Source organism: Rhodoferax potami (genome assembly GCF_032193805.1).
Taxonomy (GTDB): Bacteria; Pseudomonadota; Gammaproteobacteria; order Burkholderiales; family Burkholderiaceae_C; genus Allorhodoferax; species Allorhodoferax potami_A.
This window is the reverse complement of record NZ_JAVBIK010000001.1, coordinates 3,280,404-3,307,154: the sequence shown is the minus strand read 5'-3', so window position 1 is coordinate 3,307,154 and position 26,751 is coordinate 3,280,404. Positions and strand designations below refer to the sequence as shown.

The window sequence follows — 26,751 nt, the reverse complement described above, 5'->3', positions numbered from 1 at the left end:
TAATACCCACATGCCTCAAATCCAATTGACACCCGCTCAGCGCAAAGATCACCGCGCTGAAGCCCACCACCTTGACCCTGTTGTTATGGTCGGTGGCGATGGCCTGACTGCCAACGTAAAAAAAGAAATCGACGCCGCCCTGAATGCCCACGGACTGATCAAAGTCCGCGTGTTCTCGGACGACCGCGTAGCCCGCGACGAGATGTTCAAAGCCCTGGCGGATGAGCTAAATGCTGCACCCATCCAGCACATCGGCAAATTGCTGGTGCTCTGGCGCCCCAAGGCCGCCAAGGAAAAAGCCGTTGACGAAGACCGCATGCCCGGCCCCCGCGACTTCAAGGTGTTGAAGTTCGGCCGTCCCGGCACCCGCCCCGAAGTGAAAACCTTGCGCGTTCTGGGCAACCAGCGCCTCACGCCCGGCGGCAATATCAAGCGCGCCAAGCCGAAGCCAAAGACCAGCGTCAAAAAACGCAGCCAGACCTGATACCGAAAGAAAAACTGACAACCGGAGCCTCAAGCTCCGGTTTTTTTATGTCTGCGCGTCCGGTGTATCGCTGCTGCTCGACAGTGCAGAGACCATTTGGCGCAAGACTACCAAGGCGCAAATCCACTGGACCACAAACAGGCCGGTACCCAAGCGGTGCCACAGGGCAAGGTTCTCCCGCGCGACGATGCGCGGGGCAATGGCCAGTTCGACCATGAGTGCCAAGAGAGCGCCGCCCACTACAAAAAGCGTAGCAGCCTGAGCAAACTCCACGGGCACCAGGCGCCGATTTGACCGAAATGCAATCAGCAACATCGCACCACAGGCCACGGAGATCCATGTCTGGGCGCTGAACAACTTGGCTGCCATTTGCCCGGCCATGGCGGGAGTGGGCAAGTGCACAAATAGCATGGGCACGACCAGCAAGCCCAACATGCTCAGGCTCATGGCCCACGCAGCCGACAACCAGACAGGGAGTTGCCGCATCAGATGTAGTCGACGGCCACGACCTCGTAGGCACGCTCACCACCAGGGGCGAGTACCACAGCGGTGTCACCCACCTCTTTGCCGATCAAGGCACGGGCAATAGGGCTGCTGATGTTGATCAAGCCTTGTTTGAGGTCTGCTTCGTCTTCACCGACGATCTGGTACTTGACCTGCTGGCCACTTTCTTCATCTTCCAACTTCACGGTCGCACCGAAAACGACACGACCATCCGCCTGGATCGATGCGGGGTCAATCACCTGCGCGGCGGACAGCTTGCCCTCCACTTCCTGGATACGACCTTCAATAAAGCCCTGGCGCTCTTTGGCAGCGTCGTAGTCGGCGTTCTCGCTCAAATCGCCTTGAGCACGGGCCTCAGCGATGGCTTGGATCACCGAAGGACGCTCTACGGTTTTCAGCTTGTGCAGTTCGGCTTTGAGCATTTCAGCGCCGCGCTTGGTAATGGGATAGGTTGCCATGGTGTCTCTAGCTAGGTTTTACAGAGCCTCAAAGTACAAGGACAGTGCGGCGCTTGCGCGCGGCACTGTCCTTTGCGGTTGGCACGATTATGCCAAGTTATTGGCCCCCCACGCTCCGCCGCTAAGCGGGTCGCTGCCCCCCAACGATGGGGGCCGCGTTTTAGCTTGGGGCGGCCCGGCGCTCAAACAAGCGCTTCAAGCCAGGAGTTCTGCGTGCATCTCCTGCACAGAAATCACACCCAGGCTGTCGAGGTACTTCATGCCTTCGACGGCTGCTTCTGCACCGGCAATCGTGGTGTACGTGGTAACACGGGCCAGCAATGCGGAGGTGCGGATCAGGCGGGAGTCTGCAATTGCATTGCGGCGCTCTTCCACGGTGTTCACCACCATCGAAATCTCTTCGTTTTTGATGGTGTCCACAATGTGCGGGCGACCTTCGGTGACCTTGTTCACCACGCCGCAGGCCACACCCGCTGCGTTGATAGCCGCGGCAGTGCCCTTGGTAGCCACCACTTCAAAGCCCAGGCCGACCAGCTTGCGTGCGACTTCCACCGCACGGGGCTTGTCCGCTTGCTTTACCGAGATAAACGCCTTGCCGCCGCGTGGGAGCTTGGCGCCTGCGCCGAGTTGACTCTTCACAAAAGCTTCGCCAAAGGTCTTGCCCACGCCCATGACTTCACCCGTAGACTTCATCTCAGGTCCGAGGATGGTGTCCACACCGGGGAACTTCACGAAGGGGAACACCGCTTCTTTGACGCTGAAGTAAGGCGGGGTCACTTCCTTGCTGATGCCTTGGCTTGCCAAGGACTGGCCTGCCATGCAACGCGCGGCAACCTTGGCCAACTGAATGCCAGTCGCCTTGGAAACAAACGGCACGGTCCGGCTGGCACGGGGGTTCACTTCCAGCACGTAGATCACGTCTTTGCCGTCCACGTTTTGGATGGCAAACTGCACATTCATCAATCCGACTACATTCAAAGCACCCGCCATGGCCTTGGTTTGACGCTTGATTTCGGCGACCGTGTCCGCATGCAGACTGAAAGGTGGCAGCGAGCAAGCAGAGTCACCGCTGTGCACGCCGGCTTGCTCAATGTGCTCCATCACACCACCAATGAATGTCGCACCGGTGTTATCGCGGATGCAGTCCACATCGCACTCGATCGCATCGTTCAAGAAGCGGTCCAGCAGCACAGGACTGTCGTTGCTGACCTTGACGGCCTCGCGCATGTAGCGCTCCAGGTCGCGCTGCTCGTGCACGATTTCCATCGCACGGCCACCCAACACATAGCTGGGGCGCACTACGAGGGGGTAACCCAAGGCAGCGGCCTTTTCCAGCGCTTCGGGCTCTGTGCGGGCGGTCGCGTTCGGCGGCTGACGCAGGTTCAGGGCGTGCAACAGTTTCTGGAAGCGCTCACGGTCTTCCGCCGCATCAATCATGTCAGGCGTGGTGCCAATGATGGGCACGCCGTTGGCCTCGAGGTCGAGCGCCAACTTCAGGGGCGTCTGGCCACCGTACTGCACGATCACGCCGACCGGCTTTTCTTTGTCCACGATTTCCAGCACGTCTTCAAGCGTCAAGGGTTCGAAGTACAGGCGGTCAGAGGTGTCGTAGTCGGTGGACACGGTTTCGGGGTTGCAGTTGACCATGATGGTCTCGTAGCCGTCTTCGCGCATGGCCAAGGCGGCGTGTACGCAGCAGTAGTCGAATTCAATACCCTGGCCGATACGGTTGGGGCCACCGCCCAGCACCATGATCTTTTTCTTATCGGTAGGCGCAGCTTCGCACTCGGAGCCATCAGCCTCGTAGGTGGAATACATGTAAGCCGTGTTGGTCGCAAATTCGGCGGCGCAAGTGTCCACGCGCTTGTAGACCGGGCGCACACCCAAAGCACGTCGCTTCTCACGCACGGCCTTGTCGGTGGTCTTGAACTGGCGTGCCAGGCGGCGGTCCGAGAAACCTTTTTGCTTCAATGCGCGCAGCGTAGGCGCATCGATCTTGTCCAGCGCAGAGCCGCTAGCGGGCTGAGGCAGGCGCTCGATCTCGAGCTCGAGCTTCACGATCTGTTCGATCTGCACCAAGAACCAGGGGTCGATCTTGGTCAGCGCAAACACCTCGTCCACGCTCATACCCTGGGCGAAAGCGTCACCCACGTACCAGATGCGCTCGGGGCCGGGCTCGCCCAGCTCTTTTTCCAGCACTTCGCGGTCCTGGGTTTTTTCGTTCATGCCGTCCACGCCCACTTCCAGGCCGCGCAGGGCTTTCTGGAAGGACTCTTGGAAAGTACGGCCCATGGCCATCACCTCGCCCACCGACTTCATTTGGGTGGTCAGGCGGCTGTCGGCTGCAGGGAATTTTTCAAACGCGAAACGCGGAATCTTGGTGACCACGTAATCGATGGAGGGCTCGAAGGACGCGGGGGTAGCACCACCGGTGATGTCGTTGCGCAACTCGTCGAGGGTGAAGCCCACGGCCAGCTTGGCTGCGACCTTGGCAATCGGGAAGCCTGTGGCTTTGGAAGCCAAAGCGGAAGAGCGAGACACGCGCGGGTTCATCTCGATCACCACCATGCGGCCGTCGACCGGGTTGATGGAGAACTGCACGTTAGAGCCGCCAGTGTCCACACCGATTTCACGCAGCACCGCCAAAGAGGCGTTCCGCAGAATCTGGTATTCCTTATCGGTCAAGGTCTGTGCAGGCGCCACAGTGATGGAATCACCGGTATGCACGCCCATGGGGTCCAAGTTTTCGATCGAGCACACGATGATGCAGTTGTCCGCCTTGTCGCGCACCACTTCCATCTCGTACTCTTTCCAGCCCAAAAGCGATTCTTCGATCAGCAGCTCATTGGTGGGCGAGGCTTCCAAGCCGCGCTTGCAAATGGTTTCGAACTCCTCGGAGTTGTAGGCGATACCGCCGCCAGTACCGCCCAAAGTGAAGCTGGGGCGAATAACGGTGGGGAAGCCCAGCGTCTTTTGCACCGCCCACGCCTCGTCCATGCTGTGGGCGATACCGGAGCGCGCGGAGCCCAGACCGATCTTGGTCATGGCGTCCTTGAACTTCAAGCGGTCTTCCGCCTTGTCGATGGCCTCGGGCGTTGCACCGATCAGCTCGACCTTGTACTTGTCCAACACGCCGTGGTGCCACAGGTCCAGCGCGCAGTTCAGCGCAGTCTGGCCACCCATGGTGGGCAGAATCGCGTCAGGCTTTTCCTTGGCGATGATTTTTTCGACCGTTTGCCATGTGATGGGCTCGATGTAGGTCACATCGGCGGTGGCAGGGTCGGTCATGATCGTCGCGGGGTTGCTGTTGATCAGAATGACTTTGTAGCCCTCTTCACGCAAAGCTTTGCACGCTTGCACGCCGGAGTAGTCGAACTCACAGGCCTGCCCGATGATGATGGGGCCGGCGCCGATGATGAGAATGCTTTTAATGTCGGTACGTTTTGGCATGGTGGACTCTTAGCTTTAGGGCTTTTTAGTTTTTAATCAAATCAATCGGATTCAGTTCAGGCTGGCTGTCGCCAGCTTGGCACCGAACCAGACGAACAGGCCGCCCACGGCACTGGACAGGGTGGCACTCAGACGCTTGCGGCGGCTGAAACCCTGGGCCAGTCGGGCACCTGCAAAAATCAGGGCAGAAAGATACACAGCACTGAACACCATAATGATGGCGCTCAAAATCAAGAAAGGCACTGCAGGCGTTTCGTAGGCGGGGTCAATGAACTGCACAAAAAACGACAGCAGAAAAAGAATCGCCTTGGGATTCAGCAGGCTGATAACCAGCGCGCGCTTGAAAGGCTGCTGCAAATGGGCCGCGGCCTCTGCCACAGCACCATCTGCGGCCGCTTGCATCGGCTGGTGGCTGCGCCACTTGCGGATTGCGGCGATCACCAGGTTCACCCCGACCCAGGTGAGATACGCGGCACCGGCGTATTTCACCACCATGAACAGCGCGGGATAAGTACGCAACAAACCAGCAGCGCCAAGCGCCGTGAGCAACAGCAATATGGTGTCACCCACAAATACGCCCATGGCGCCCTGGTAGCCGGCTTTGACGCCCCGCACGGTCGCGACTGACAAGACGAACAATGAGTTAGGCCCGGGCAACAAAATGATGCCCAAAGCGCCCACCACATAGGTCCAGAGGTCAGTCACGCCGTAGAAGCTCATGGTGCTTAGGCTGCTTTCTTTTCCATCTCGCGAATGAAGCGGTCAAACAGGTACCCGATATCGTGCGGACCTGGAGAGGCTTCAGGGTGCCCTTGGAAGCAAAACGCTGGTTTATCGGTGCGCTCTAGGCCTTGCAAGGTTCCGTCAAACAAACTGACGTGCGTGGCACGCAGGTTGGCAGGCAAGGTTTTTTCATCCACCGCAAAACCGTGGTTTTGACTGGTGATAGAGACTTGCCCGCTGTCGAGGTCTTTGACCGGATGGTTGGCACCGTGGTGACCGAACTTCATCTTGAAGGTCTTGGCACCCGAGGCCAGCGCCATGATCTGGTGGCCTAGGCAAATACCGAAGGTCGGTGTGCCGGTTTCGATCAACTCTTTGGCTGCTGCAATGGCGTAATCGCAAGGCTCCGGGTCACCGGGGCCGTTGGACAGGAAAATACCGTTGGGGTTGAGCTTGAGCACATCGGCTGCTGGCGTTTGCGCCGGCACGACCGTGACCTTGCAACCCCGCTGGGCCAACATGCGCAGGATGTTTTTCTTGACGCCAAAGTCGTAGGCCACCACATGGAACTTGGGAGCGGTTTGCTGGCCATAGCCTTGGCCCAGCGTCCACTCGGCTTCGGTCCAGCCATAGCTCTCTTGGCTGGAGACCACTTTGGCCAAATCCAGGCCAGCCATGCTGGGCGCACCTTTGGCCGCAGCGACGGCTCTTTCGATCGCCTCTTTGGTGACCGACTCGCCGGCTGCCAGTGCCAAGATGCAGCCGTTTTGCGCACCTTGGGTGCGCAGCTGGCGGGTCAACTGACGGGTATCGATATTGGCAATCGCCACCGTGCCCTCAGCTACCAAGTACTCGGTCAGCGTTTGGGTTTTACGGAAATTGCTTGCTACCAAGGGCAGGTCTTTGATGATCAAACCGGCAGCAAAGACTTTGTGGGACTCCACGTCTTCGGGGTTGACACCGTAGTTGCCGATGTGGGGGTAAGTGAGGGTGACGATCTGCTGGCAGTAGCTAGGATCCGTGAGGATTTCCTGATAGCCGGTCATGGAGGTGTTGAACACAACCTCGCCGACCGTGGAGCCTGCGGCCCCAATGGAATTGCCAATATAGACCGTGCCGTCTGCGAGCGCCAGGATGGCGGGTGGGGTAGTTCCCTTGAGAGACAAAAGCACTGGTTTCTCCGAATGTTTTACGGGTACGCCCAAACGCGCTCAAGACAGGCTCTTGGCGGGTGCCGCGCAGGAGGTGAGTCCTTGCGGATGCTTTTTACGAGGGAATGTGCAGAGTTGCGCTTGGGACGGCTGTTTTCTGGAAAGCCTCTGATTATAACCGAGGGCAAACCCGAATTCAGTTTCAGGCAAGCTTCAAACTGCTGGCATGCAGGCAAATGGCTGCTGCTGCGGCCACATTGAGAGACTCCTCGCCCCCCGGCTGGCCAATGCGGGCAAAGACGGTGGCGCGCGCCATCAGGGCCTCCGAAACGCCCTGCCCTTCATGCCCCATGGCCCAGGCGCAGGGATGCGGCAAATCAAGGCGCTGCACCAAATCCCCTTGGTGTGAACTGGTCACCACCAACGGCACACGCAGGGCATCCAGGTCTGCCAGTTCCAAGCCTTCGTGCAATTGGAGTCCGAAATGCGCACCCATGCCAGCGCGCAAAACTTTGGGGCTCCATAAAGCGGCCGCCCCTTTGAGCGCCAACACTTGGCGAAAGCCGAATGCGCCCGCGCTCCGCAAGATAGAGCCGACATTCCCCGCGTCTTGCACCCGGTCGAGGATCACGGTGGCAGCATCGGGGTCTATGGCGGCAGCGGCCGGCAAATCGACCACAAAGCCAACACGGGCTGGCGACTCCAAGCCACTGATCTCGCGGAACAACCCATCCGGAATCACTACGATTTTGATAGCTGCTCGCGCATATTCGACGGGCGCTAGAGGCCAAAATGACTCAGAAGCCACCAACACTGCAGGCTGCACACCACGGGTCAAGGCGGCTCCGCACAGGTGGTCTCCCTCGATCCAGAATCGCCCGGCTTTGCGATAGGCGGTGTTGTCGGTGCTGAGTTTGCGCAATTCTTTAAGAAGTGCGTTCTCACGGGAGCTGATGAATACAGGTTCGGTCATAGCGATTTACAGCACCCGGGTGACCGGCGCAAAAGTTTTACGGTGCGCGGGACACGCACCATGGGCCTCAAGGGCGGCAAGATGCACCGCAGTCCCGTAGCCTTTGTGGGCGGCGAAACCGTACTGGGGATACTGAGCGTCCAGCTCAGCGCACCAGCGGTCACGGGTCACCTTGGCGAGGATGGAGGCGGCTGAAATCGCAGGCACGGTTGCATCCCCCTTGACGATTGCCTCAGCCAACACGTCAAGGACCGGCAAGCGATTGCCGTCGACCAGCACTTTGGCAGGCTTCAAGCGCAAGCCCTCCACCGCACGGCGCATGGCCAGCAAGGTGGCTTGGAGGATATTGATTTCATCAATCTCCTCGACGGAGGCCTGTGCAATCGAGCAGCACAGCGCCTTGGCGCGGATTTCGTCAAACAGCTTTTCGCGACGCGCTGCGGTCAGTTTTTTGGAGTCATTCAACCCGGCGATCGGACGCAAGTCATCCAGAATGACCGCCGCGGCGACCACAGGCCCAGCCAGCGGACCACGGCCGGCCTCATCCACACCAGCCATGAGCCCGGGCAGGTCCCAACTGAAGGCCACTTGCTGCACGCCGGGCACAGCAGCTTTAGCTTTGGAGGACTTTTTCGATGGCATCGGTCGCAAGAGTGGCGGTGTCACGCCGCAAATCAGTGTGCAGCGTGCGGAAAGTGGATTGAAGGGCCGCGATTTTGGCAGGCTCGCTGCGCGCCGCGTCCAGCCACTGGAGCGTGGCCTGAGCCAATGCAGCCGGGGTTGCGTCGTCTTGCAGGAGCTCTGGCACCACGAAATCCCGGCACAAAATGTTGGGCAGGCCTACCCACGGCTGCAGGCGTTTGCGCCGCATGATTTGCCACGACAACCAGGACATGTGGTAGCCGATCACCATGGGCCGCTTGAACAGAGCGGCCTCCAGGGTAGCGGTACCACTGGCAATCAAGGTGACGTCGCATGCAGCCAAGGCCGTGTGGCTCTGACCAGTCAACAACTGCAAGCGGCTGCCGATTCCGCTGCGCTCTGCAATAGCGGTGATTTCGGGCAACAAGCCGGGCACGGCAGGCACTATAAATTTAATAGCAGCTCGCGCATTCAGCATGAGGGCTGCAGCCTTAAAGAATCGCAAGGCGAGGTGTCGGATCTCGGATTGGCGGCTACCCGGCAAGATAGCCACCACCTCATCTTCCGGCTGCAAGCCCAAAGCGTGTCGTGCGGCGGCTTTGTCAGGCTCCATAGGAATGACGTTCGCCAGCGGGTGCCCCACATAGGTAGACGCTATGCCGTGCGACGCCAACAGTGCAGGCTCGAAAGGAAAGATGCACAGCACATGGTCTGTGCTCTGGCGGAGCTTTTCCACCCGCTCCGGCCGCCAGGCCCAGATCGAGGGACAAACGAAATGCACCGTTTTGACACCGTGCTGTTTGAGCCGGGCTTCGAGGGCCAGGTTGAAATCGGGGGCATCGACACCGATGAATACATCCGGCTTGTCCGCCAGCAATCGATCACCCAAGGCTGCACGAATCCCCACGATCTCGCGGTAGCGCCGCAGCAACTCCCAGCTGAATCCGTGTACCGCCAACTTGTGGTGCGGCCACCAGGCGTCGAAGCCTTGCTTGGCCATCTGCGGGCCGCCGATTCCGCCCGACGTGGCGCCAGGCCAGCGCGCACGCATGCCGGCAAGCAGCAAGCCCGCCAGCAGATCGCCGGAAGCCTCGCCCGCAACGAGCGCAAGGGATGGCTCTGAACCGGGGGAAGTACTCCTCGCCATGGCCATCCAGCAAAAAACGCGCTCAGCGCACGATACCGCGCTGAGCGGACACACCAGCGAGGAAGGTGTTCATCATGGCGACGTCCGGAGCTGTTTCAGGGCGTTCTGCGGCCATGAGCGCAATGCGTTCCTTGGCTTGCTCCAGCGTGAGGTCATCGCGGTAGAGCGCTTTGTGGATCGCTTTGATGCCCGAGATACGCTCCGGGGTCCACCCCCGGCGGCGCAAACCTTCAAAGTTCATCGACCGCGCAGCGGCCGGTTGCCCTTGGCACATAACGAACGGCGGCAAATCGGCAAACAACAACGAGCACATAGCGCTCATGCTGTGCGCGCCCAAACGCACGAACTGGTGGACCACGGTAAACCCACCGAGAATGACCCAATCCTCCACGTGCACATGACCTGCCAACTGGGAGTTGTTGGCGAAGATGACGTGATTGCCCACTACACAGTCGTGTGCAAGGTGCACATAAGCCATGATCCAGTTGTCATTGCCCACGCGGGTCACACCGGCATCGCCCGGCGAACCGATATTGAAGGTGCAGAACTCGCGGATCGTGTTGCGGTCACCAATCACCAGTTCGCAAGGCTCACCCGCATATTTCTTGTCTTGCGGGATCGCGCCCAAAGAGTTGAATTGAAAGATCCGGTTGTCTTGACCGATCGTGGTGTGCCCCTCGATCACGCAATGCGGACCGACCGTCGTGCCAGCACCAATGCGCACATGTGGGCCGATCACAGTGTATGGACCAACGGTGACCGAGCTGTCGAGCTCAGCACCGGGCGAAACGATGGCGGTGGGATGTACGTTTGACACGTCAGGCCCTTAGCTGATGGCGCGCATGGCGCAGGTCAACTCGGCCTCGCAGGCCAACTCATCCCCGACCATGGCACTGGCTTTGAATTTAAAGATTCCGGCTTTCATACGCAGCATTTCCACGTTGAGCGTGAGCTGGTCGCCCGGCTCCACCGGGCGCTTGAAGCGTGCGCCGTCGATCCCTGCGAAGTAGTAGACCATCTGGTCGTTAGGAGAAGTATCCAGCGCATCGAAAGCCAGCAAGGCGGCCGCTTGGGCCAGTGCTTCCAACATCAACACACCCGGCATCACGGGGCGGTGAGGGAAATGCCCCTCAAAAAACGGCTCGTTGATCGTGACGTTCTTCAGCGCCTTGATGGTTTTGCCTTTGTCCAACTCGAGCACGCGATCTACCAACAAAAATGGGTAGCGGTGCGGCAATTGCTTCAAAATTTTATGGATATCCATCATGGCTTCTTCTCTTTTTCCAAGGTTTTAATTCGATCGCGCAGGCTGTGCAATTGCTTCAATGAAGCCGCATTGCGCTCCCAATTGGCGTTTTCGTCCAGCGGGAATATCCCCGTGTACTGGCCCGGCTTGTGTATCGACTTGCTCACTACAGTGGCTGCCGAAACATGCACGCCTGGGGCCAAAGACAGATGGCCGAGGATGATCGCCCCCCCACCCACCGTGCAGCCCGAGCCGATAGTGGCAGATCCGGCAACGCCAACGCAACCCGCCATAGCCGTGTGTGCGCCGATGCGGACGTTGTGGCCAATCTGAATCAGGTTGTCCAGCTTGACCCCATCCTCAATCACCGTGTCTTGCAAGGCACCACGGTCGATGCAGGTGTTGGCACCGATCTCGACATCATTGCCAATTCTGACGGCGCCCAACTGCTCAATTTTTTCCCAGCGAGCACCATCAGGAGCAAAGCCAAAACCATCAGCACCGATAACCACGCCCGAATGCACGATACAACGATCACCAATCTGGCAATCCTCGCCCACCGTGACGCGTGACTTCAGTATTGTGTGTTCGCCAACACGAGCACCCGCCTCGATGACGCACAAAGGGCCGATGCGGGCTGTTGCCGCGATATGGGCCTCTGGGTGCACCACTGCGCTGGGGTGAACCAGGGGCTCGTTACCGATGGGGCGCGCTGTTAGCTGCCGCCAAAGCTGCGTCAATCGCGCGAAATACAGATAAGGATTGGGCGTGACGATGCAGGGGCCGCGACGAGCGCCGTCTGCCGCCATGGCCGGGCTCACGATCACGCAGCCTGCCCGACTCAGAGACAGCTGTTGCTGGTATTTCGGATTACTGAGAAAGCTGATGTCTTGCGCCGTGGCTGATTCCAGAGGCGCAAGGCCTGAAATCATGACATCGCCTGGACCGATAAGCTCTCCACCAAGGTTCAATACCAAGGAGGAAAGCGAATGGGAACTCACATGAGATAACGCTTGCAACAAAGTTTATTTGGCGCTTTGGTTGAGGATTTTCAGTACCTTCTCGGTGATGTCATGACGCGGGCTGCTGTAGACCACTTCTTGGATCACGATGTCGTACTTCTCGTCCGTAGCAACTTGTTTCACTGCCTTATTCGCCTTGTCCAAGACTTGTTGCAACTCTTCATTGCGACGGCCATTCAAGTCTTCTTGGAATTCACGCTGCTTGCGCTGGAAGTCGCGATTTTGCTCAGCAAACTCTTTCTGGCGTGTGGTCCGCTGAGCCTCGGACATAGCGGGCGCGTCACGCTCGAACTTGTCGCTCATAGACTTCAGCGACTGCTGAACGTCCGCGAGATCTTTCTGGCGCTTGGAAAACTCCGCCTCCAACTTCGCCTGTGCGGCCTTCGCTGGCGCAGACTCTGTCGTAATACGTTGTGTATTGATGTAACCGACCTTGGACTCTTGGGCAAAACCGCTGGTGGCCGTCAAAGCCATCGCAGTCACCAACGCCCATTTGATTTGTGCTGTTTTCATTAAAAAGTGGTTCCAATTTGAAATTGAATGGACTGCATTTTATCTGCGTCAAATTTGGATAATGGTCGAGATAATGCCAAGCGCAAAGGGCCAACCGGCGAAATCCAACTGATCCCTATACCGTAAGAGGCACGCATTTCAGAAAGTTGAATCGCTTCGTTGGGAGCGTAGATTCCACCTGCATCCACGAACGTAAAACCCCGCAAGGTCCGATCGTTCCCGCCACCGGGCAATGGTGACAAAAGTTCTGCGTTGAACACTACTTTCTTCGCACCGCCTGTTGCAGTCAACGAAGCAGCTCGTTGAGCTGCTGTCGTGAGACTTCCCTGCTCGAATCCACGGACTGAGCCGAGTCCGCCCAAATAGTAGTTTTTAAACACGGGATACGAACCGGAACCTGTCGCAGCACCGATGGACAACTCACTATTGAATGCTGCGGTGACTCTACGGGAGACAGGTAAAAACTGCTGGAATTGAACCGTTCCGCGAACATATCGCATATCACCGCCAACACTCCACTCACCATTGGTGCGAATTACTTGGCCTGTACTGGGCACCAATGCACTGTCTCGGGTGTCCCGCGACCAACCAATTGTCAAAGGCACTGCAGTTGCGCTGTAACCAAACTCGTTGGCATAGTCTTGATAGACCGTTGGTAGAAGTGTCCCGGGGATAATTCGAGTCTTGTCCGCACCCAGCCCGAAAAACACGGTGTCTGAATCGTTGAACGGAACCCCAAAACGGACACCGATACCCGTTGTCTCAATCGCGTAGGTTGACGTGTTGTCGTAGGGGCGTGAGGTCCGCTGATACAGATCAAAGGTTCGCGACACGCCGTCATCTGTAAAGTAGGGATCAGAAGTGCTGAGCACCAGAGTGCGATTGGACTTACTCGTATTGACTTCAATACCAAGCGAATTACCAGATCCGAAAGCATTTTCTTGTTTGAATCCAAACGAGAGCCCCAAGCCGTCAGCGCTAGAAACACCTGCCCCCAAGCTGATGCTTCCTGTGGGCTTCTCAACCACAGTAATGGTGAGATCTACCTGATCGGGAGCGCCTGCTACCTCTTGGGTGTCGATGCCCACATTGGTGAAGTAGCCCAAACGATCAACGCGGTTTCGGGACAAGCGAATTTTTTCACCGTCATACCAAGCGGCTTCAAGCTGACGGAATTCGCGGCGAATCACTTCGTCGCGAGTGCGGTCGTTACCCGCAACATTGATACGCCGAACGTATACACGGCGTGATGGCTCGCCTACAAGGGTGATTTCCACGCGATTGGTGGTGCGATCGATTTCTGTGCGCGCCTCAGCACGAGCGAAGGCATAGCCAAAATTGGCGAAATAATCTGTAAATGCCTTTGTTGTCTGAGCCACGTCTGTCGCGTTGTAAGGCTCACCCGCCTTGATGGTTACCAAGGACTGAAATTCAGCTTCCTTACCCAAAAAATTGCCAGCCAGCTTGATGTTGGATACCGCGAACTGCTCTCCTTCGGTCATGCTGAGCGTGATCACAATATCTTTTTTGTCCGGGGAAATGGCCACTTGGGTAGAGTCCACCTTGAACTCCAAAAAACCACGCGCCAAGTAATATGAACGGAGTGTCTCTACATCCGCGTTTAATTTGGTGCGCGTGTACCGGTTGGATTTGGTATACCAACTTAGCCAATTCCCCGTGTCTGAATCGAACAGACCACGCAGCGTGCTCGACGAAAACGATTTATTGCCAACGAACGAAATCTCGCTGATTTTGGCAACTTCACCTTCAGTGACAGCAAAGCTCACGTTGACCCGATTGCGCTCAATCGGCGTGACTGTGGTGACAATTTCTACGGCATACATACTCTTGCTGATGTACTGCCGTTTCAGCTCCTGCTCAGCGCGGTCGACAAGTGCTTTGTCAAAGGGCCGGCCATCGGCCAGCCCGATATCACGCAAGGCGCGTTTGAGTACATCCTTGTCGAACTCCCGATTTCCAGAGAAATCGACGTCCGCCACGTTGGGACGCTCTTCGACAATCACAACGACTACACCATTGTTGCTCTCGATGCGCACGTCCTTAAACAAACCCAAGGCGAACAACGCCCGGATGGACGCCGCTGCCTTTTCATCAGTGTAGGTGTCCCCCACTCGGACCGGGATAGACGCAAAAACGGTACCTGCCTCGACACGCTGCAAGCCTTCGACACGGATGTCTTTCACCGGAAATGGGTCGACGGCCCAAGCATTTTGGATCAGGAACGCCAAAAGGCCACCCACGGTCGCAAAACGGACCTTGCGGCTGCTTGATTTCATAAATTTCAATTTGAATCTCCGAGGGTCTAGGTTGCCACGAAGGTGGCCTAACCCAAGATATGTTGGATGTCGTTGTACAAGGCAACCGACATCATCACTAACAACAACGCAATTCCGAGTCGTTGCAGTCGTTCCCACCACTTTTCAGGCACCGGACGACCGGTGACGCCTTCCCAAAGATAATACATCAGGTGCCCGCCATCCAAGACAGGCAGAGGTAGAAGGTTCAGCACCCCCAAGCTGATGCTCACCAAAGCGAGAAAGCCTACAAAAGAGACAAAACCCAGTGCAGCTGACTTACCTGCATAGTTCGCAATTGCCAAGGGGCCGTTCAGGTTGGTCAGCGATACCTTCCCCGTCAGCATTTGCCCCATGGTCGTAAGCGACATCCATGCGATATCGCCGGTTTTTTTGACGGCGCGCCACATACCCTCGAAGAACCCGTACTGAACCTCCACCATTTCAGGTATCGAGCCCACAAAGGCCCCTACCCTCCCGATGGTTTGCCCGCCTGAGCGATCAAGCGCAGGAGTAACGGACAGACGCAAGCGGTCAGAGCCTCGGATGACGACCCACTCCATCGTCTTTTCAGGGGAGGAACGAATCATCGTACGCAATGTAGATGCATCAGCAATCGGACTTCCGTTGACCGATATGACCAAATCATTGGGCTGCAAACCCGCCAAAGCTGCGCGCGAATCAGGCGCTACATCCCCCAACACCGGCTTGGAAAAAGGAGATACCCAACCAATTCTCTGAAACATAGACGCATCTGCTGCGTTAGTCGATGTTTGCTCAAAACTGAGCGGCCGGACAACCGGTGAGCCAGACGTTTTTTCTTGACCTGGTACGGTTTCAACAAAAAGCGTCGATTGCCCCAGTGCCGCCGATGTCAGTCGCCAGCGAAATTCATCAAAAGTTTGAACTGGTTCCAGTGCATCCGGTGAGGTCCCAACGCGTAATACGAGCTCCCCGCCAGTCCAGCCCCCCATTTCCGCTTGAGAACCAGTGACCGGGACTGGCAAGACAGGCGCAGCTGCCAGAGTCGCTTGCCAATTCAGCAGGGAGTACAGAAATACCGCGAAGACCAGATTAACCAACGGGCCTGCAGCCACGATGGCGCTTCGCCTGCTGAGGGACTGGGTGTTGAATGCTTGATGGCGATCCGCTGGGTCCACTTCTGCTTCGCGCTCGTCGAGCATTTTTACGTATCCGCCCAAAGGAATCAGACTCAAAGCGAATTCTGTACCGCTCCGAGAACTCACCCTGCTCCAGAGCCTAGGGCCAAAGCCGATTGAAAACCGCAAAACCTTGACCCCACAGGCTCGCGCAACGATGTAGTGCCCCCACTCGTGCACAGCAACCAATAGACCTATCGCAACAAGGAAGGCGACTATGGTTTGCATGGATTTCCTCTTATTTCAGGTCGAGAGTGCCCGGCAGTGCTGGGTAGCCACCGCGCGCGCTTCAGCATCAAGCGCCAAAAGTGCAGCCAAATCGTGAGGTGATGTATAGGACAAAGCGTTAAGGGTTGCACGATTTACCGTGTAAATCTGATCAAAGCGTATCTCACGGTTCAAAAATGCTGCAACGGCGACTTCATTGGCAGCATTCAGTACAGCTGTTGAGCCACTTTGCCCCTCTAAAGTTTCCCAGGCCAAGAAAAGTCCGGGAAAACGGCTTTGATGCTGTTCATCACGGATCGATTCGAACGTCCACGACGACATGGTCGAAAAGTCCAAGGGCGCCGCTCCCGACTCCACGCGCTCAGGCCATGACAAACCGTAGGCTATCGGCCCTCGCATATCCGGAGTGCCCAACTGGGCAACCACGGAGTGGTCCACATACTGAACCATGGAATGGATCACGCTCTGAGGATGAATCAAGACATCAATTTGCCGAGGCGAGACATTGAACAAATACTTAGCCTCGATCACCTCCAAGGCTTTATTCATCATGGTGGCGGAGTCCACCGAAATTTTGCGCCCCATGACCCAATTGGGGTGCGCGCAGGCCTGCTCAGGAGTTGCAGCTGCGATCTGAGAGGTTGGCCATGTCCTGAAAGGACCACCTGACGCTGTCAAGATGAGTTTGTCCACCGACGCTTTCCAGAGGCTTTTGTCAGCCGGCAAGGACTGGAAAATCGCGGAGTGTTCGCTATCAATCGGTAGTAATGTGGCGCCACCTCGCTCCACCGCTGACATAAAGACGTTACCGCCTACCACCAAGGCCTCTTTGTTCGCGAGTAACAGCCGCTTACCAGCAAGCGCAGCAGCAATACAAGACTCCAGCCCTGCCGCCCCCACAATGGCGGCCATGACTATGTGAACGTCTGGGTGAGATGCAACTTCACTCAAAGCATGGGCGCCTGATAGCACCTCCGTGCTCATGCCCTCAGCCCTTAAGCGTGACTGCAAAGTAGTGGCACTCAAGGAATCCACCATCACAGCGTAGCGTGGCCGGAATTCCAGACACTGCTCCACCATCTGGTCCACGCGCGTGGATGCTGTTAACGCAAAAACCTGAAACCTGTCAGTGTGTCTGCGCAAAACATCCAATGTGTTGACACCAATCGAACCGGTCGACCCCAAAACTGAAACCTGTTGCATGGAAGCCCCGAACTAAAACGCCTGCAAAAGCATGGCAAGTGGAATAACAGGCAGAAGTGCGTCGATTCTGTCCAGAACTCCTCCGTGGCCAGGCAACAGCTGACTGCTGTCTTTTGCACCCGCAGAGCGCTTGACCAGCGACTCCAACAAGTCACCACAGATACTCATCAACCCCAGGAAAATGGCTCCCAGCAGCATGAATAGCCAATGAAGCTCGGCCAATAACGAGAAGATGCTGTTGGAGTCCATCAAGAAATGCTGGTCAGCCATACACCAGCCAAAGGCCAGGAGCACCACGCCTATCAAGCCACCGATAGCACCCTCGCGCGTTTTCCCGGGACTGATGCCTGGTGCCAACTTATCAGAAAAGAAACGTCCACCGAATCTACGGCCCGCGAAGTACGCAGCAATGTCAGCGACCCAAACGAGAGCCATTGCAGAAAACAAGAAGTTGATGCCAAGAGCCCTTGCATTGACCACAGCCAGCCATGCAAAACACAAAAGCACGAAACCCAACAGCTGACGCAATGCCGATGGAATCAAGGACCACGCAGGAACACCCGCCTTCAACAAAATGCCGCCACCGACCACCCATGCAAGCGCCGAGAACGACCAAATCACGCTCATAGCCTTTGCCGGCAATGGAAAGAACCAGAATAGGATACAAACCGCAGCACAGGCGAAGCCCGCTGCAAGAGCCCCCGAATCAGAAGATTGATTCAGCCGAAACCATTCCCATGCACCACAGGCCATCAGGACACCTGCGACCACAGCGAACGCTGCGGGATGAGGATAAAAAACCGCAGGAAGAAGCACAGCAAGTAACGCTACTGCCGTAAAAATGCGTAGGCGTAACATAGGTACCCTGGTAAGAGAGGCTTAGAGACTACGCAATCTGAGCCGAGGTTTTGCCGAACCGGCGCTCTCTGGAGGCAAACTCCTCCAGCGCGGCATCCAAATCCGATTCCGCATAATCAGGCCATAGTTTCGGGCTGAAGATGAGCTCGGAGTAGGCGGACTGCCACAACAAGAAATTACTAATCCTAAATTCACCGCCGGTCCGAATAAGCAGGTCCGGGTCAGTTGACGGAGCCAATGCCATGGCCTCGCCAAGAGTTTGCTCCGTAATTGCGGCACCACGGGCAACCAAGGCATTCGCCGCTTGCACGATATCCCATCGCCCGCCGTAGTTGAAGCAAATGTTGAGGTCCAGTGAGGTGTTGCCTGAGGTGTCCAATTCCGCTTGGCTCAAGCCGTGCTGAACCTTCTCAGATAGACCAGCGCGACTTCCAACAAAACGGATTCGAACGCCCTCTGCACTCAGCTGAGCGACCTCGCGGGTGAGCGCACCGACGAGAATGTCCATCAAGCCGGAAACCTCATCAGCGGGTCGACTCCAGTTCTCTGAGGAAAACGCAAACACCGTCAGTGCCGCGATGCCTCGTGATGGACAAGCCCGGACTATGCGCTTCAACGCCTCTACCCCTTGCTTGTGACCTGCTAAACGCGGCAAAAAACGCTTCGATGCCCACCTGCCGTTACCATCCATCACGATGGCGACATGGAGTCCAGATGGATTTCCGGATGATGACATCTGCAAGGCCTTAAACGGCCATTAAATCTTGCTCTTTGGACGCTACCAAACGGTCAACTTCCGTGATGTGCTTGTCTGTCACTTTTTGGACATCAGCTTCACAACGCTTTTGATCATCTTCGGAAGCGAGTTTGTCTTTAACTAGCTTTTTCACCGCTTCGTTGGCGTCACGGCGCAAATTGCGAATGGCGACTTTGCTCGCCTCACCTTCTCCGCGGACGACTTTGGTGAGCTCCTTACGTCGCTCTTCTGTCATCGCCGGCAATGGAACGCGAATTAACTCGCCCAAGCTGGAAGGATTCAAACCGAGATCGCTGTCACGAATCGCCTTCTCGATCTTCTGGGCCATGTTCTTTTCCCAAGGCTGCACGCTGATAGTCCGCGCATCGATGAGAGACAAGTTGGCAACCTGGCTCAGGGGCACCATGGAACCGTAGTAGTCCACATGGACCGTATCCAACAACGCAGGATTCGCACGGCCGGTGCGAATTTTCGTCAAGTTGTTTTTCAAAGCTGCGATGGACTGCTCCATCTTGGTATCCAGCGTTTTCTTGATTTCAGCAACGGACATTTTTTTCCTCGCTCAGTATCTATCTACAACCCAATGCTCAAACGTGCACCAAGGTGCCTTCGTCTTCGCCCATCACAACACGTTTGAGCGCGCCATGTTTGAAGATTGAAAAGACTTTAATTGGCAGTTTTTGATCACGGCACAGGGCAAACGCAGCCGCATCCATGATCCCCAGATTTTGGGTCATCGCGTCGTTGAAGGTGATTTTGGAATAGCGCGTTGCAGCCGGATCCTTTTTCGGATCCGCGGTGTAAACACCATCCACTTTCGTCGCCTTCAAGACCATTTCAGCGCCGATCTCCGCGCCGCGCAACGCAGCTGCTGTATCGGTTGTGAAGAAGGGATTACCAGTACCGGCAGCAAAAATGACGACCTTACCCTCTTCGAGATATTGCAGCGCCTTTGGACGAACGTAAGGCTCAACAACTTGCTCGATACCGATCGCAGACATCACGCGAGCCGTCAAACCCGCTTTGTTCATGGTGTCTCCCAAAGCCAGTGCATTCATCACTGTAGCAAGCATCCCCATGTAGTCGGCTGTAGCGCGGTCCATGCCGACCGAACCACCAGCCACCCCACGGAAAATATTACCCCCGCCAATCACAACGGCCACTTCAACACCTAAGCGCGTAACTTCTGCAATCTCATCCACCATGCGGACGATAGTGTCGCGATTGATACCGAACTGGTCGTCACCCATCAAGGCCTCGCCTGACAGCTTAAGCAAAATTCTCTTGTAAGCAGGTTTGGATTGACTCATAGATGACTCCCGTTCGGTGGACGATTCGTGTTGTGGAATTAAGCGGACTGCTTGGCGGCCGCAACTTGCGCTGCTACTTCTGCAGCAAAGTCATCGACCTTCTTTTCAATGCCCTCGCCCACTACGTACAGCGTGAAACCCTTCACGGTTGTATTGATGGACTTCAACATCTGCTCCACAGTTTGCTTGTCGTTTTTGACAAAAGGCTGATTGAACAAAGAGACCTCTTTCAGGTACTTCTGAACACCGCCCTCGATGCGCTTGGCCACGATTTCTGCAGATTGAACAGGCTTGCCTGCTGCGGTTGCGACCGCAGCATCTTCTGCAGCCTTCGCAGCTGCCACGGAACGCTCACGCTCCACCAGCTCAGCAGGAACTTGGTCTGCAGACAAGGACACGGGCTTCATGGCAGCTACGTGCATCGCCACATCTTTCGCTGCTGATTCGTCGCCATCGAACTCGACAACGACACCGATACGGGTGCCGTGCAGGTAGGAGGCCAGCTTGGCAGAGCCGTCGAATCGCTTGAAACGACGGAAGGTCATGTTTTCGCCGATCTTGCCGATCAAGCCTTTGCGGACGTCTTCGAGTGTGGGACCAAAGCCGTCTTGCTCGTAAGCCAAAGCGCTCAATGCAGCCACGTCAACCGGGTTGTACTGGGCAACGAGTGACGCTGCGGCTGCAGCCAATGCCAAGAAGCTGTCGTTCTTGGTCACAAAGTCAGTTTCGCAGTTCACTTCGATCAACGCGCCAACGCCATTGGCAATGCTGGAGGCAACAACGCCTTCAGCTGTCACACGGGCAGCGGCTTTACCAGCCTTGCTACCCAACTTGACGCGCAAAATCTCTTCCGCCTTGGCCATATCGCCTTCGGCTTCAGTCAGTGCTTTTTTGCATTCCATCATTGGAGCATCGGTCTTGCCGCGCAGTTCTGCCACCATGCTCGCTGTAATTGCTGCCATTTGTATTCTCCGAATCTAAACAGTTTAAATAAAGGCTAAAAAAAAGGGGCAACAAAGCCCCCTTTTCCGGGTGCAGAAGGGCTTAAGCGGAAGCTTCGCTCACTTCAACGAACTCATCATTGCCTTCAGCGGCAACGGCCTTGACCACGTCGTCCACGGCATTTGCGCGGCCTTCCAGAATCGCGTCAGCGATTCCGCGGGCGTACAAAGTAACCGCCTTCGAAGAGTCGTCGTTACCGGGAATCACGTAGTCGATGCCTTCGGGGGAGTGGTTGGAATCCACAACGCCGATCAAAGGAATGCCCAACTTGCGAGCTTCAGCGATAGCAATCTTGTGGTAACCAACGTCGATCACAAAAATCGCATCTGGCAAGGTATTCATTTCTTGAATACCGCCAATGTCTTTTTCCAATTTTTCCAGCTCACGAGCAAACATCAACTGCTCTTTTTTGCTCATGCTGTCCAAACCGGCTTCTTGCTGGACTTTCATGTCCTTCAGGCGCTTGATGGAAGTCTTGACGGTTTTGAAGTTCGTCAACATGCCGCCCAACCAACGCTGATCCACAAAGGGAACGCCAGCGCGCTGAGCTTCGGCAGAGACGATTTCACGGGCTTGACGCTTTGTGCCAACCATCAAAATGGTGCCACGCTTTGCGGACAATTGGCGAACGAACTTCGCTGCCTCCTGGAACATCGGCAAAGATTTTTCCAGGTTGATGATGTGAATCTTGTTACGGTGACCGAAGATGAACGGTGCCATCTTGGGGTTCCAGAAGCGGGTTTGGTGACCAAAGTGGACGCCTGCTTCCAACATTTCGCGCATTGTTACTGCCATATTTAACTCCGAAGGTTGGGTCTGAAATCCGCCCCGCTGATTGCGCAGCTACTCGCTGGCACAACACCTTTGGGGGGCGATTTGTGATTACTTAGCGGGCACTTACCCCCTAAGCCAGTCGAGTATAGCATGCAGCACCCATGAATAGCCTGCGCGCCCTGTGCGAACAGCGGCAAGAACGATCGTAATTTGGCAGCATCTGCAGCGGAAAATTCATTAAAGCTATGAAAAAATACAGGATCTGGACAAGAGATTCACAAGTCGAAAGCTGAAATGAAAATTGCGGTAGTGGGAGCAGGTGTGGTTGGCCTCGCAGCAGCGCAGGAGCTCTGCAATCGGGGACATGAAGTTACCGTTTTTGACAAAAACGGAGCCGCGGGTGAAGGCAGCACCTTTGCAAACGGAGGCATTTGCAGCCCGGCGTACGCACTTCCTTTTTCAGGCGTAGGAGTTTCAGGGAACCACTTGAGCAGGTTTAGCCAGCTTACCCGAAAGCTCACGCGGCTCCGCAAGGGTTCATTACCGGACTTGCGCTGGTTGTGGCAGTCCTCCAGCCATGGGGCCGAAGAGACGGTTACAAGTCGCATCCGGTTCGCTCAACAATTGATTCAAAGCAGCATCGAAATCAACGACGCCACTATCAAAGACAGCATGCTGGAGCTGGAACAAAGTGACGGGCAATTGATTCTTCTGCGCAATGACGAAGAGCTCAACACATTCCACAGAGTTTTGAACAGCATGAAAGCGCTGGAGATGCCGTTCCAAGTGCTAGAGGCATCTGAACTTGAGGTTGCCGAGCCTTCGCTACAGAACCACGGCCACATCCGCAAAGCTATCCGCTTGCCCACAGACCGTGTCATGAACTGTCGGCAATTTGTCTTAGCCATCAAGCAGCAATTCACCCAAGCTGGTGGCAAACTCGCGTTCCAAAGCGAGGTCACGGAAGTAGTCGCAGGAGCCCAGCCCATGCTCCGGCTTGCAAGCTGTGAGCAGCATGTGTTCGATCATGTGGTGTTGTGCACGTCCACTGCGCGAAACAAGATCACGCTCAAAACACCTGCTCTCAGCGCCGTTGCAGAACTTAGCGCCTACGCCCTGAGCGTTGGCATTCGAGAACCACTGAACGCTCCGAAAAGTGCGGTACAGGACCACAAGACTGGAATCACCATCAGCAGACTCGGCAAACGCTTGCGCGTTTGCGGTGGTGCGGAACTCAATCGGGGTAGCGCGGGCGACCATGACAAACGGGTGATTGCACGACTTTTTAACGCGCTGGACCAATACTTCCCCGGAGCCGCAAACTATGCGGGTGGCAGTCAGGTGTGGCGCGGAAGTTGTGGATACACACCAGACGGTCTCCCCTTGGTAGGGAACGCAGGTGCACCGGGACTCTGGATCAACCTGGGGCACGGTGCCAATGGCTGGGGAATGGCAAGCGGCTCCGCTCGATTACTATGCGAACAGATAGAGGGGCGTCCAGCCAGCCTTTCGGGCGATTTCCTTCACCCGCTGAGGTTCAACCGGTAATTGATTGCTTCCATTCTCTAAACAAGACAGACACCATAGGGGAAACGCATGAGCCCGGAACTTACGCAAAAGCTCACCGCGGCTGTGGACAAAATGCCCGCATTCCCCAAAAGCGTAGAAAAAATCCTGGTGCTCACCCGCAACGTGGACAGCACACCGAAGGATCTGGTTGATGTCATCGACAAAGACCCGGTTGTTACCGTCAAAGTCCTGAAGGTCGTGAACTCGGTGTACTACAGCCTGCCTCGTCAAGTGACCTCCATCGGGCATGCGGTCGTCTATTTGGGCTTCAACACTATCAAGAACCTTGCCCTGAGCATTGCGGCCATCGGAATGCTTCCACAAGAAAACAAGGCAGGGTTTGATGCGCAGGCTTACCTGCTCCATTCACTTGCGACGGCAGGTCTCGCAAAGAAACTCGCCAATAGGGTTCAGGACGCTGATCCGATGGATTGCTTTATCGCCGGCCTGCTGCACGATTTTGGGAAAGTCGTTTTTGCGCAATTTATGCCCGAAGAATTCAAACTCGCCTTGGAGCGAAGTGCAAATGATGGTTCTTCATTGCATACCGCGTTGCAAGCCATGATCGGGGCAGACCATTCCATCGTAGGCGCCATGCTGGCAGAGAAATGGCGCTTCGCCCCCGCACTGGTTGAAACAATCAGGCATTTGTCGCCCCACGACTTCAAAGACACCGACATGATTGCTTGTGTATTTGCCGCCAACCAAATCAGCAAACACTTGGCCTTTGGATTTGCAGGAAATCACCGTATCGATGAACTTCCCACAGCGCTGCAAAAGCGACTGGGGGGAACACTGGATGAAGTCATAGCGTCATTAGGCGACCCGAGGGTGATCTTCGAAGAGGCGCAAGTGTTCGCAACGTTGTAAGGGGACTCGCGTATGAAAGTCAGGTTTTGGGGCGTGCGGGGAAGCATTGCCTCGCCGGGGCCTCACACAGTGCGCTACGGCGGGAATACCACCTGCATTGAAATTCGCACCGACAACAATGAGCTGATCATTCTGGATGCTGGCACCGGTATCTTCCCCTTGTCGCAAACATTGCTCGCCAAGATGCCGATTACGGCCAACGTGCTGATTACCCACTCACACTGGGATCACATCCAGGGGCTGCCCTTTTTTATCCCGAATTTCATCCCCGGGAATACACTGCGCCTTCACGGCGGCTTTGACCCCGTATCGGGCAAAGGCATTGAGCAAGTGATGTCCGTTCAGCTGCAATACAGCTATTTTCCTGTCCGTGAGGAGGAAATGAAAGGGCGGATTGAATACGTGACCCTGTCCCCGGGGGAGCCGGTACAAGTCGGCAGCGCGACGGTAACGCCTTGTCTTCTCAATCACCCGGTAGTGGATTTCGGCTATCGGATCGATTGCAACGGTAAATCGGTCTTTTTTACCGGTGACCACGAACCCCCCTACAACATCTACGACCCTCAAGATGAAGGCTACACGGCCTATCAGAGCCTTGTGGACGAGAAGAACCGTGCGATCGTCGAAGCCATTCGCGGCGTAGATGTGCTGATCGCAGACACCTCGTACACCGCAGAGGAATACCCTGCCAAAAAAGGCTGGGGGCATGGCACCTTCGCCACAAGCATTGAACTCGCCCAGCAGGCTGGAGTCCAAGTGCTTTTTTGCACCCATCACGAACCCACTCGTAGCGATGATGCGCTGGAAAGCGCCTTCGCAAAAGCACTGAGCCAACACGGCGCACCCCAACATGGGCTTGACATACGATTGGCTCGCGAAGGTGATACCTATGAGTTTTGAGTGGATCGCAAGCCACCAAAGCGCCAAACCGACCACAGAAATACCGCTGCTCTCCAGCGCTGACATACGAGCAATCGAAGCATCTACCGAGCCGATCATCGGCCAACCTGGCTTGATGGAGCAAGCCGGACTAGCGATTGCGCGCTGGGTACTCGCTCAAGCCCCACACGCACATTTTTTTTGGATCGCATGTGGCAACGGCAATAACGGTGGAGATGGCGCTGAAGCTGCCATCCATCTCCATCGCTGGGGCAAAACCGTATACGTAAGTGCTGTCAAAAGCCCAAAAAGCGCTCCTGCTGATGCGTCCAGGGCTTGGACCCGTTTGGTCGCTGAAGGTATCGCAGTGCACCACGAGGCGCCAGATAGCTGGGATGTTTGTATAGACGCCCTCCTCGGCATCGGACTTCAACGCCACCCTGAGCCACCTTATGCGGAGTGGATCAAACGCATCAATCAAGCAGCAAAGCCCACCTTTGCGATTGACGTCCCGAGCGGCCTGGATGCCGACACCGGTTCTACGTTCGAACCGGTGGTGCAAGCGTCTGCCACTTTGAGCCTTGTTGGGTTGAAACCGGGATTGTTTACCCACCAAGGTCGGGATGTATGCGGTGACATCTGGCTGCACAAACTAGGGACGGAGAGCACGACTGAACACATCCGGTGCACCTTGAACCCGACACCCAAGCCCCTCCCCAGACCCCACGCAAGTCACAAGGGAAGCTTTGGAGATGTCGCGATCGTGGGCGGGGCACTGGGCATGCAAGGTGCCGCAGTTTTGGCGGCTTGCGCCGCCTTGCACGCGGGTGCCGGCCGGGTCTTTCTCGCGTTCTTGAACAGCGAAGGACTACAAGGCGTGGGTATTCCGCCCGATATCATGCTGCGCAGCCCCGACACGCTGCCACACCAAGGCCTTACGGTCGTTGCCGGCTGCGGGGGTGAGCACGATATCGGCCACCATTTACCCCACTGGCTAGAGCTTGCAGAGCGCCTGGTCATTGATGCTGACGCACTGAATGCGATTGCAATCAGACCAGACCTTGCACAGGCACTTGTCCAGCGCCGCGCCGACACCACGGTGATAACGCCTCACCCGCTGGAAGCCGCGCGCTTGCTTGGGTGCAAGACCACCCAGATCCAAGCCAACCGGCTCGACGCGGCCCAGAGATTGGCGGAAACGTTTCAATGCACGGTCATACTGAAAGGGTCAGGCAGTGTGATCGCAGCCCCTGGTCGAAAGCCACGCATCAACCCCACAGGCAATGGCCGTCTCGCCATCGGTGGAACGGGCGATGTACTTGCGGGCCTAACCGGCACACTCTTGTCACAGCGCAGCACAGCTTGGGAAGCTGCGTCAGAATCTTGTTATATCCATGGGCTGTTGGCAGACCAATGGCCACAGCAAACAACCTTGACTGCCAGTCGCCTGATCGAACACCTATAAAAAAAGCTGCTAGCCCCCATTTAACAGGGACTAGCAGCTCCCATTTTT

General features: G+C 56.3%; 26 protein-coding genes. 5 read left to right on the top strand and 21 right to left on the bottom strand.

Annotation, left to right across the window (positions count from 1 at the left end; genetic code table 11):
* Window positions 1-10: 10 nt before the first annotated feature.
* Entirely contained in the window at window positions 11-484 is a 474-nt protein-coding gene (locus RAE19_RS15950) for a YhbY family RNA-binding protein (RefSeq protein WP_313875804.1), read from the top strand.
* A 45-nt stretch (window positions 485-529) separates the two neighbouring features.
* On the opposite strand, the gene RAE19_RS15945 is transcribed toward RAE19_RS15950, so the two are convergent.
* The 21 genes from RAE19_RS15945 to rpsB all read right to left on the bottom strand — a co-directional run bounded on the left by RAE19_RS15945 (window position 530) and on the right by rpsB (window position 21,941).
* Window positions 530-970: a DUF4149 domain-containing protein gene (locus tag RAE19_RS15945; protein ID WP_313875803.1), complete on the bottom strand. Its 441-nt coding sequence runs from the start codon at window positions 968-970 to the stop codon at window positions 530-532.
* Window positions 970-1,446 (bottom strand): transcription elongation factor GreA, encoded by a 477-nt coding sequence (gene greA / locus RAE19_RS15940; protein ID WP_313875802.1) that lies wholly within the window; start codon window positions 1,444-1,446, stop codon window positions 970-972. The genes RAE19_RS15945 and greA overlap by 1 nt, the downstream gene beginning before the upstream one ends.
* A 195-nt stretch (window positions 1,447-1,641) precedes the next feature.
* Window positions 1,642-4,896, bottom strand: coding sequence for a carbamoyl-phosphate synthase large subunit (gene carB / locus RAE19_RS15935; protein WP_313875801.1), 3,255 nt, complete (start codon window positions 4,894-4,896; stop codon window positions 1,642-1,644).
* Window positions 4,897-4,947: 51 nt separating this feature from the next.
* Entirely contained in the window at window positions 4,948-5,616 is a 669-nt protein-coding gene (gene leuE, locus RAE19_RS15930) for a leucine efflux protein LeuE (protein ID WP_313875800.1), read from the bottom strand.
* 5 nt (window positions 5,617-5,621) lie between these two features.
* Window positions 5,622-6,791 (bottom strand): glutamine-hydrolyzing carbamoyl-phosphate synthase small subunit, encoded by a 1,170-nt coding sequence (gene carA, locus RAE19_RS15925; protein WP_313875799.1) that lies wholly within the window; start codon window positions 6,789-6,791, stop codon window positions 5,622-5,624.
* A gap of 181 nt (window positions 6,792-6,972) precedes the next feature.
* Window positions 6,973-7,743, bottom strand: coding sequence for a TrmH family RNA methyltransferase (locus RAE19_RS15920; protein ID WP_313875798.1), 771 nt, complete (start codon window positions 7,741-7,743; stop codon window positions 6,973-6,975).
* Between the two features lie 6 nt (window positions 7,744-7,749).
* Window positions 7,750-8,301 carry a ribonuclease HII gene (gene rnhB / locus RAE19_RS15915; RefSeq protein WP_313876257.1) on the bottom strand — a complete coding sequence of 184 codons (552 nt, stop codon included), beginning with the start codon at window positions 8,299-8,301 and terminating at the stop codon, window positions 7,750-7,752.
* Between the two features lie 55 nt (window positions 8,302-8,356).
* A complete protein-coding gene (lpxB, locus tag RAE19_RS15910; RefSeq protein WP_313875797.1) occupies window positions 8,357-9,532 on the bottom strand; it encodes a lipid-A-disaccharide synthase in 1,176 nt (391 codons plus the stop codon).
* A gap of 22 nt (window positions 9,533-9,554) precedes the next feature.
* Window positions 9,555-10,349, bottom strand: coding sequence for an acyl-ACP--UDP-N-acetylglucosamine O-acyltransferase (gene lpxA, locus RAE19_RS15905; RefSeq protein ID WP_313875796.1), 795 nt, complete (start codon window positions 10,347-10,349; stop codon window positions 9,555-9,557).
* Between the two features lie 9 nt (window positions 10,350-10,358).
* A complete protein-coding gene (gene fabZ, locus RAE19_RS15900; RefSeq protein ID WP_313875795.1) occupies window positions 10,359-10,799 on the bottom strand; it encodes a 3-hydroxyacyl-ACP dehydratase FabZ in 441 nt (146 codons plus the stop codon).
* On the bottom strand, window positions 10,796-11,779 hold the full coding sequence (gene lpxD, locus RAE19_RS15895; RefSeq protein WP_430962549.1) for a UDP-3-O-(3-hydroxymyristoyl)glucosamine N-acyltransferase: 984 nt from the start codon (window positions 11,777-11,779) through the stop codon (window positions 10,796-10,798). The genes fabZ and lpxD overlap by 4 nt, the downstream gene beginning before the upstream one ends.
* 24 nt (window positions 11,780-11,803) lie before the next feature.
* The gene (locus tag RAE19_RS15890) at window positions 11,804-12,313 is read right to left on the bottom strand and encodes an OmpH family outer membrane protein (RefSeq protein WP_430962548.1); all 510 of its coding nucleotides are present in this window, start codon (window positions 12,311-12,313) and stop codon (window positions 11,804-11,806) included.
* Window positions 12,313-14,610 carry an outer membrane protein assembly factor BamA gene (gene bamA / locus RAE19_RS15885; RefSeq protein ID WP_313876254.1) on the bottom strand — a complete coding sequence of 766 codons (2,298 nt, stop codon included), beginning with the start codon at window positions 14,608-14,610 and terminating at the stop codon, window positions 12,313-12,315. Before bamA ends, RAE19_RS15890 begins: the two co-directional genes overlap by 1 nt.
* 47 nt (window positions 14,611-14,657) lie before the next feature.
* Complete coding sequence (rseP, locus tag RAE19_RS15880) at window positions 14,658-16,016, bottom strand: RIP metalloprotease RseP (protein WP_313875794.1); 1,359 nt, start codon at window positions 16,014-16,016, stop codon at window positions 14,658-14,660.
* A 15-nt stretch (window positions 16,017-16,031) separates the two neighbouring features.
* Window positions 16,032-17,219 (bottom strand): 1-deoxy-D-xylulose-5-phosphate reductoisomerase, encoded by a 1,188-nt coding sequence (gene ispC / locus RAE19_RS15875; RefSeq protein WP_313875793.1) that lies wholly within the window; start codon window positions 17,217-17,219, stop codon window positions 16,032-16,034.
* A 12-nt stretch (window positions 17,220-17,231) separates the two neighbouring features.
* Window positions 17,232-18,077: a phosphatidate cytidylyltransferase gene (locus tag RAE19_RS15870; protein ID WP_313875792.1), complete on the bottom strand. Its 846-nt coding sequence runs from the start codon at window positions 18,075-18,077 to the stop codon at window positions 17,232-17,234.
* A 28-nt stretch (window positions 18,078-18,105) separates the two neighbouring features.
* On the bottom strand, window positions 18,106-18,813 hold the full coding sequence (gene uppS / locus RAE19_RS15865) for a polyprenyl diphosphate synthase (protein WP_313875791.1): 708 nt from the start codon (window positions 18,811-18,813) through the stop codon (window positions 18,106-18,108).
* Between the two features lie 10 nt (window positions 18,814-18,823).
* Entirely contained in the window at window positions 18,824-19,384 is a 561-nt protein-coding gene (gene frr, locus RAE19_RS15860) for a ribosome recycling factor (protein WP_313875790.1), read from the bottom strand.
* Window positions 19,385-19,421: 37 nt separating this feature from the next.
* Window positions 19,422-20,144, bottom strand: coding sequence for a UMP kinase (gene pyrH, locus RAE19_RS15855; RefSeq protein WP_313875789.1), 723 nt, complete (start codon window positions 20,142-20,144; stop codon window positions 19,422-19,424).
* A 38-nt stretch (window positions 20,145-20,182) separates the two neighbouring features.
* On the bottom strand, window positions 20,183-21,106 hold the full coding sequence (gene tsf / locus RAE19_RS15850; RefSeq protein WP_313875788.1) for a translation elongation factor Ts: 924 nt from the start codon (window positions 21,104-21,106) through the stop codon (window positions 20,183-20,185).
* 82 nt (window positions 21,107-21,188) lie between these two features.
* A complete protein-coding gene (gene rpsB / locus RAE19_RS15845; RefSeq protein ID WP_313875787.1) occupies window positions 21,189-21,941 on the bottom strand; it encodes a 30S ribosomal protein S2 in 753 nt (250 codons plus the stop codon).
* Between the two features lie 273 nt (window positions 21,942-22,214).
* On the opposite strand from rpsB, the gene RAE19_RS15840 reads away from it, so the two are divergent.
* From RAE19_RS15840 to RAE19_RS15825, 4 genes are all read left to right on the top strand, one after another.
* Window positions 22,215-23,468, top strand: a complete 1,254-nt coding sequence (locus RAE19_RS15840) for an FAD-dependent oxidoreductase (RefSeq protein ID WP_313875786.1) — start codon at window positions 22,215-22,217, stop codon at window positions 23,466-23,468.
* Window positions 23,469-23,561: 93 nt separating this feature from the next.
* Window positions 23,562-24,359, top strand: coding sequence for an HDOD domain-containing protein (locus RAE19_RS15835; RefSeq protein WP_313876253.1), 798 nt, complete (start codon window positions 23,562-23,564; stop codon window positions 24,357-24,359).
* Between the two features lie 12 nt (window positions 24,360-24,371).
* The gene (locus RAE19_RS15830; RefSeq protein WP_313875785.1) at window positions 24,372-25,259 is read left to right on the top strand and encodes an MBL fold metallo-hydrolase; all 888 of its coding nucleotides are present in this window, start codon (window positions 24,372-24,374) and stop codon (window positions 25,257-25,259) included.
* Window positions 25,249-26,703 carry an NAD(P)H-hydrate dehydratase gene (locus RAE19_RS15825; protein ID WP_313875784.1) on the top strand — a complete coding sequence of 485 codons (1,455 nt, stop codon included), beginning with the start codon at window positions 25,249-25,251 and terminating at the stop codon, window positions 26,701-26,703. Before RAE19_RS15830 ends, RAE19_RS15825 begins: the two co-directional genes overlap by 11 nt.
* Window positions 26,704-26,751 lie beyond the last annotated feature (48 nt).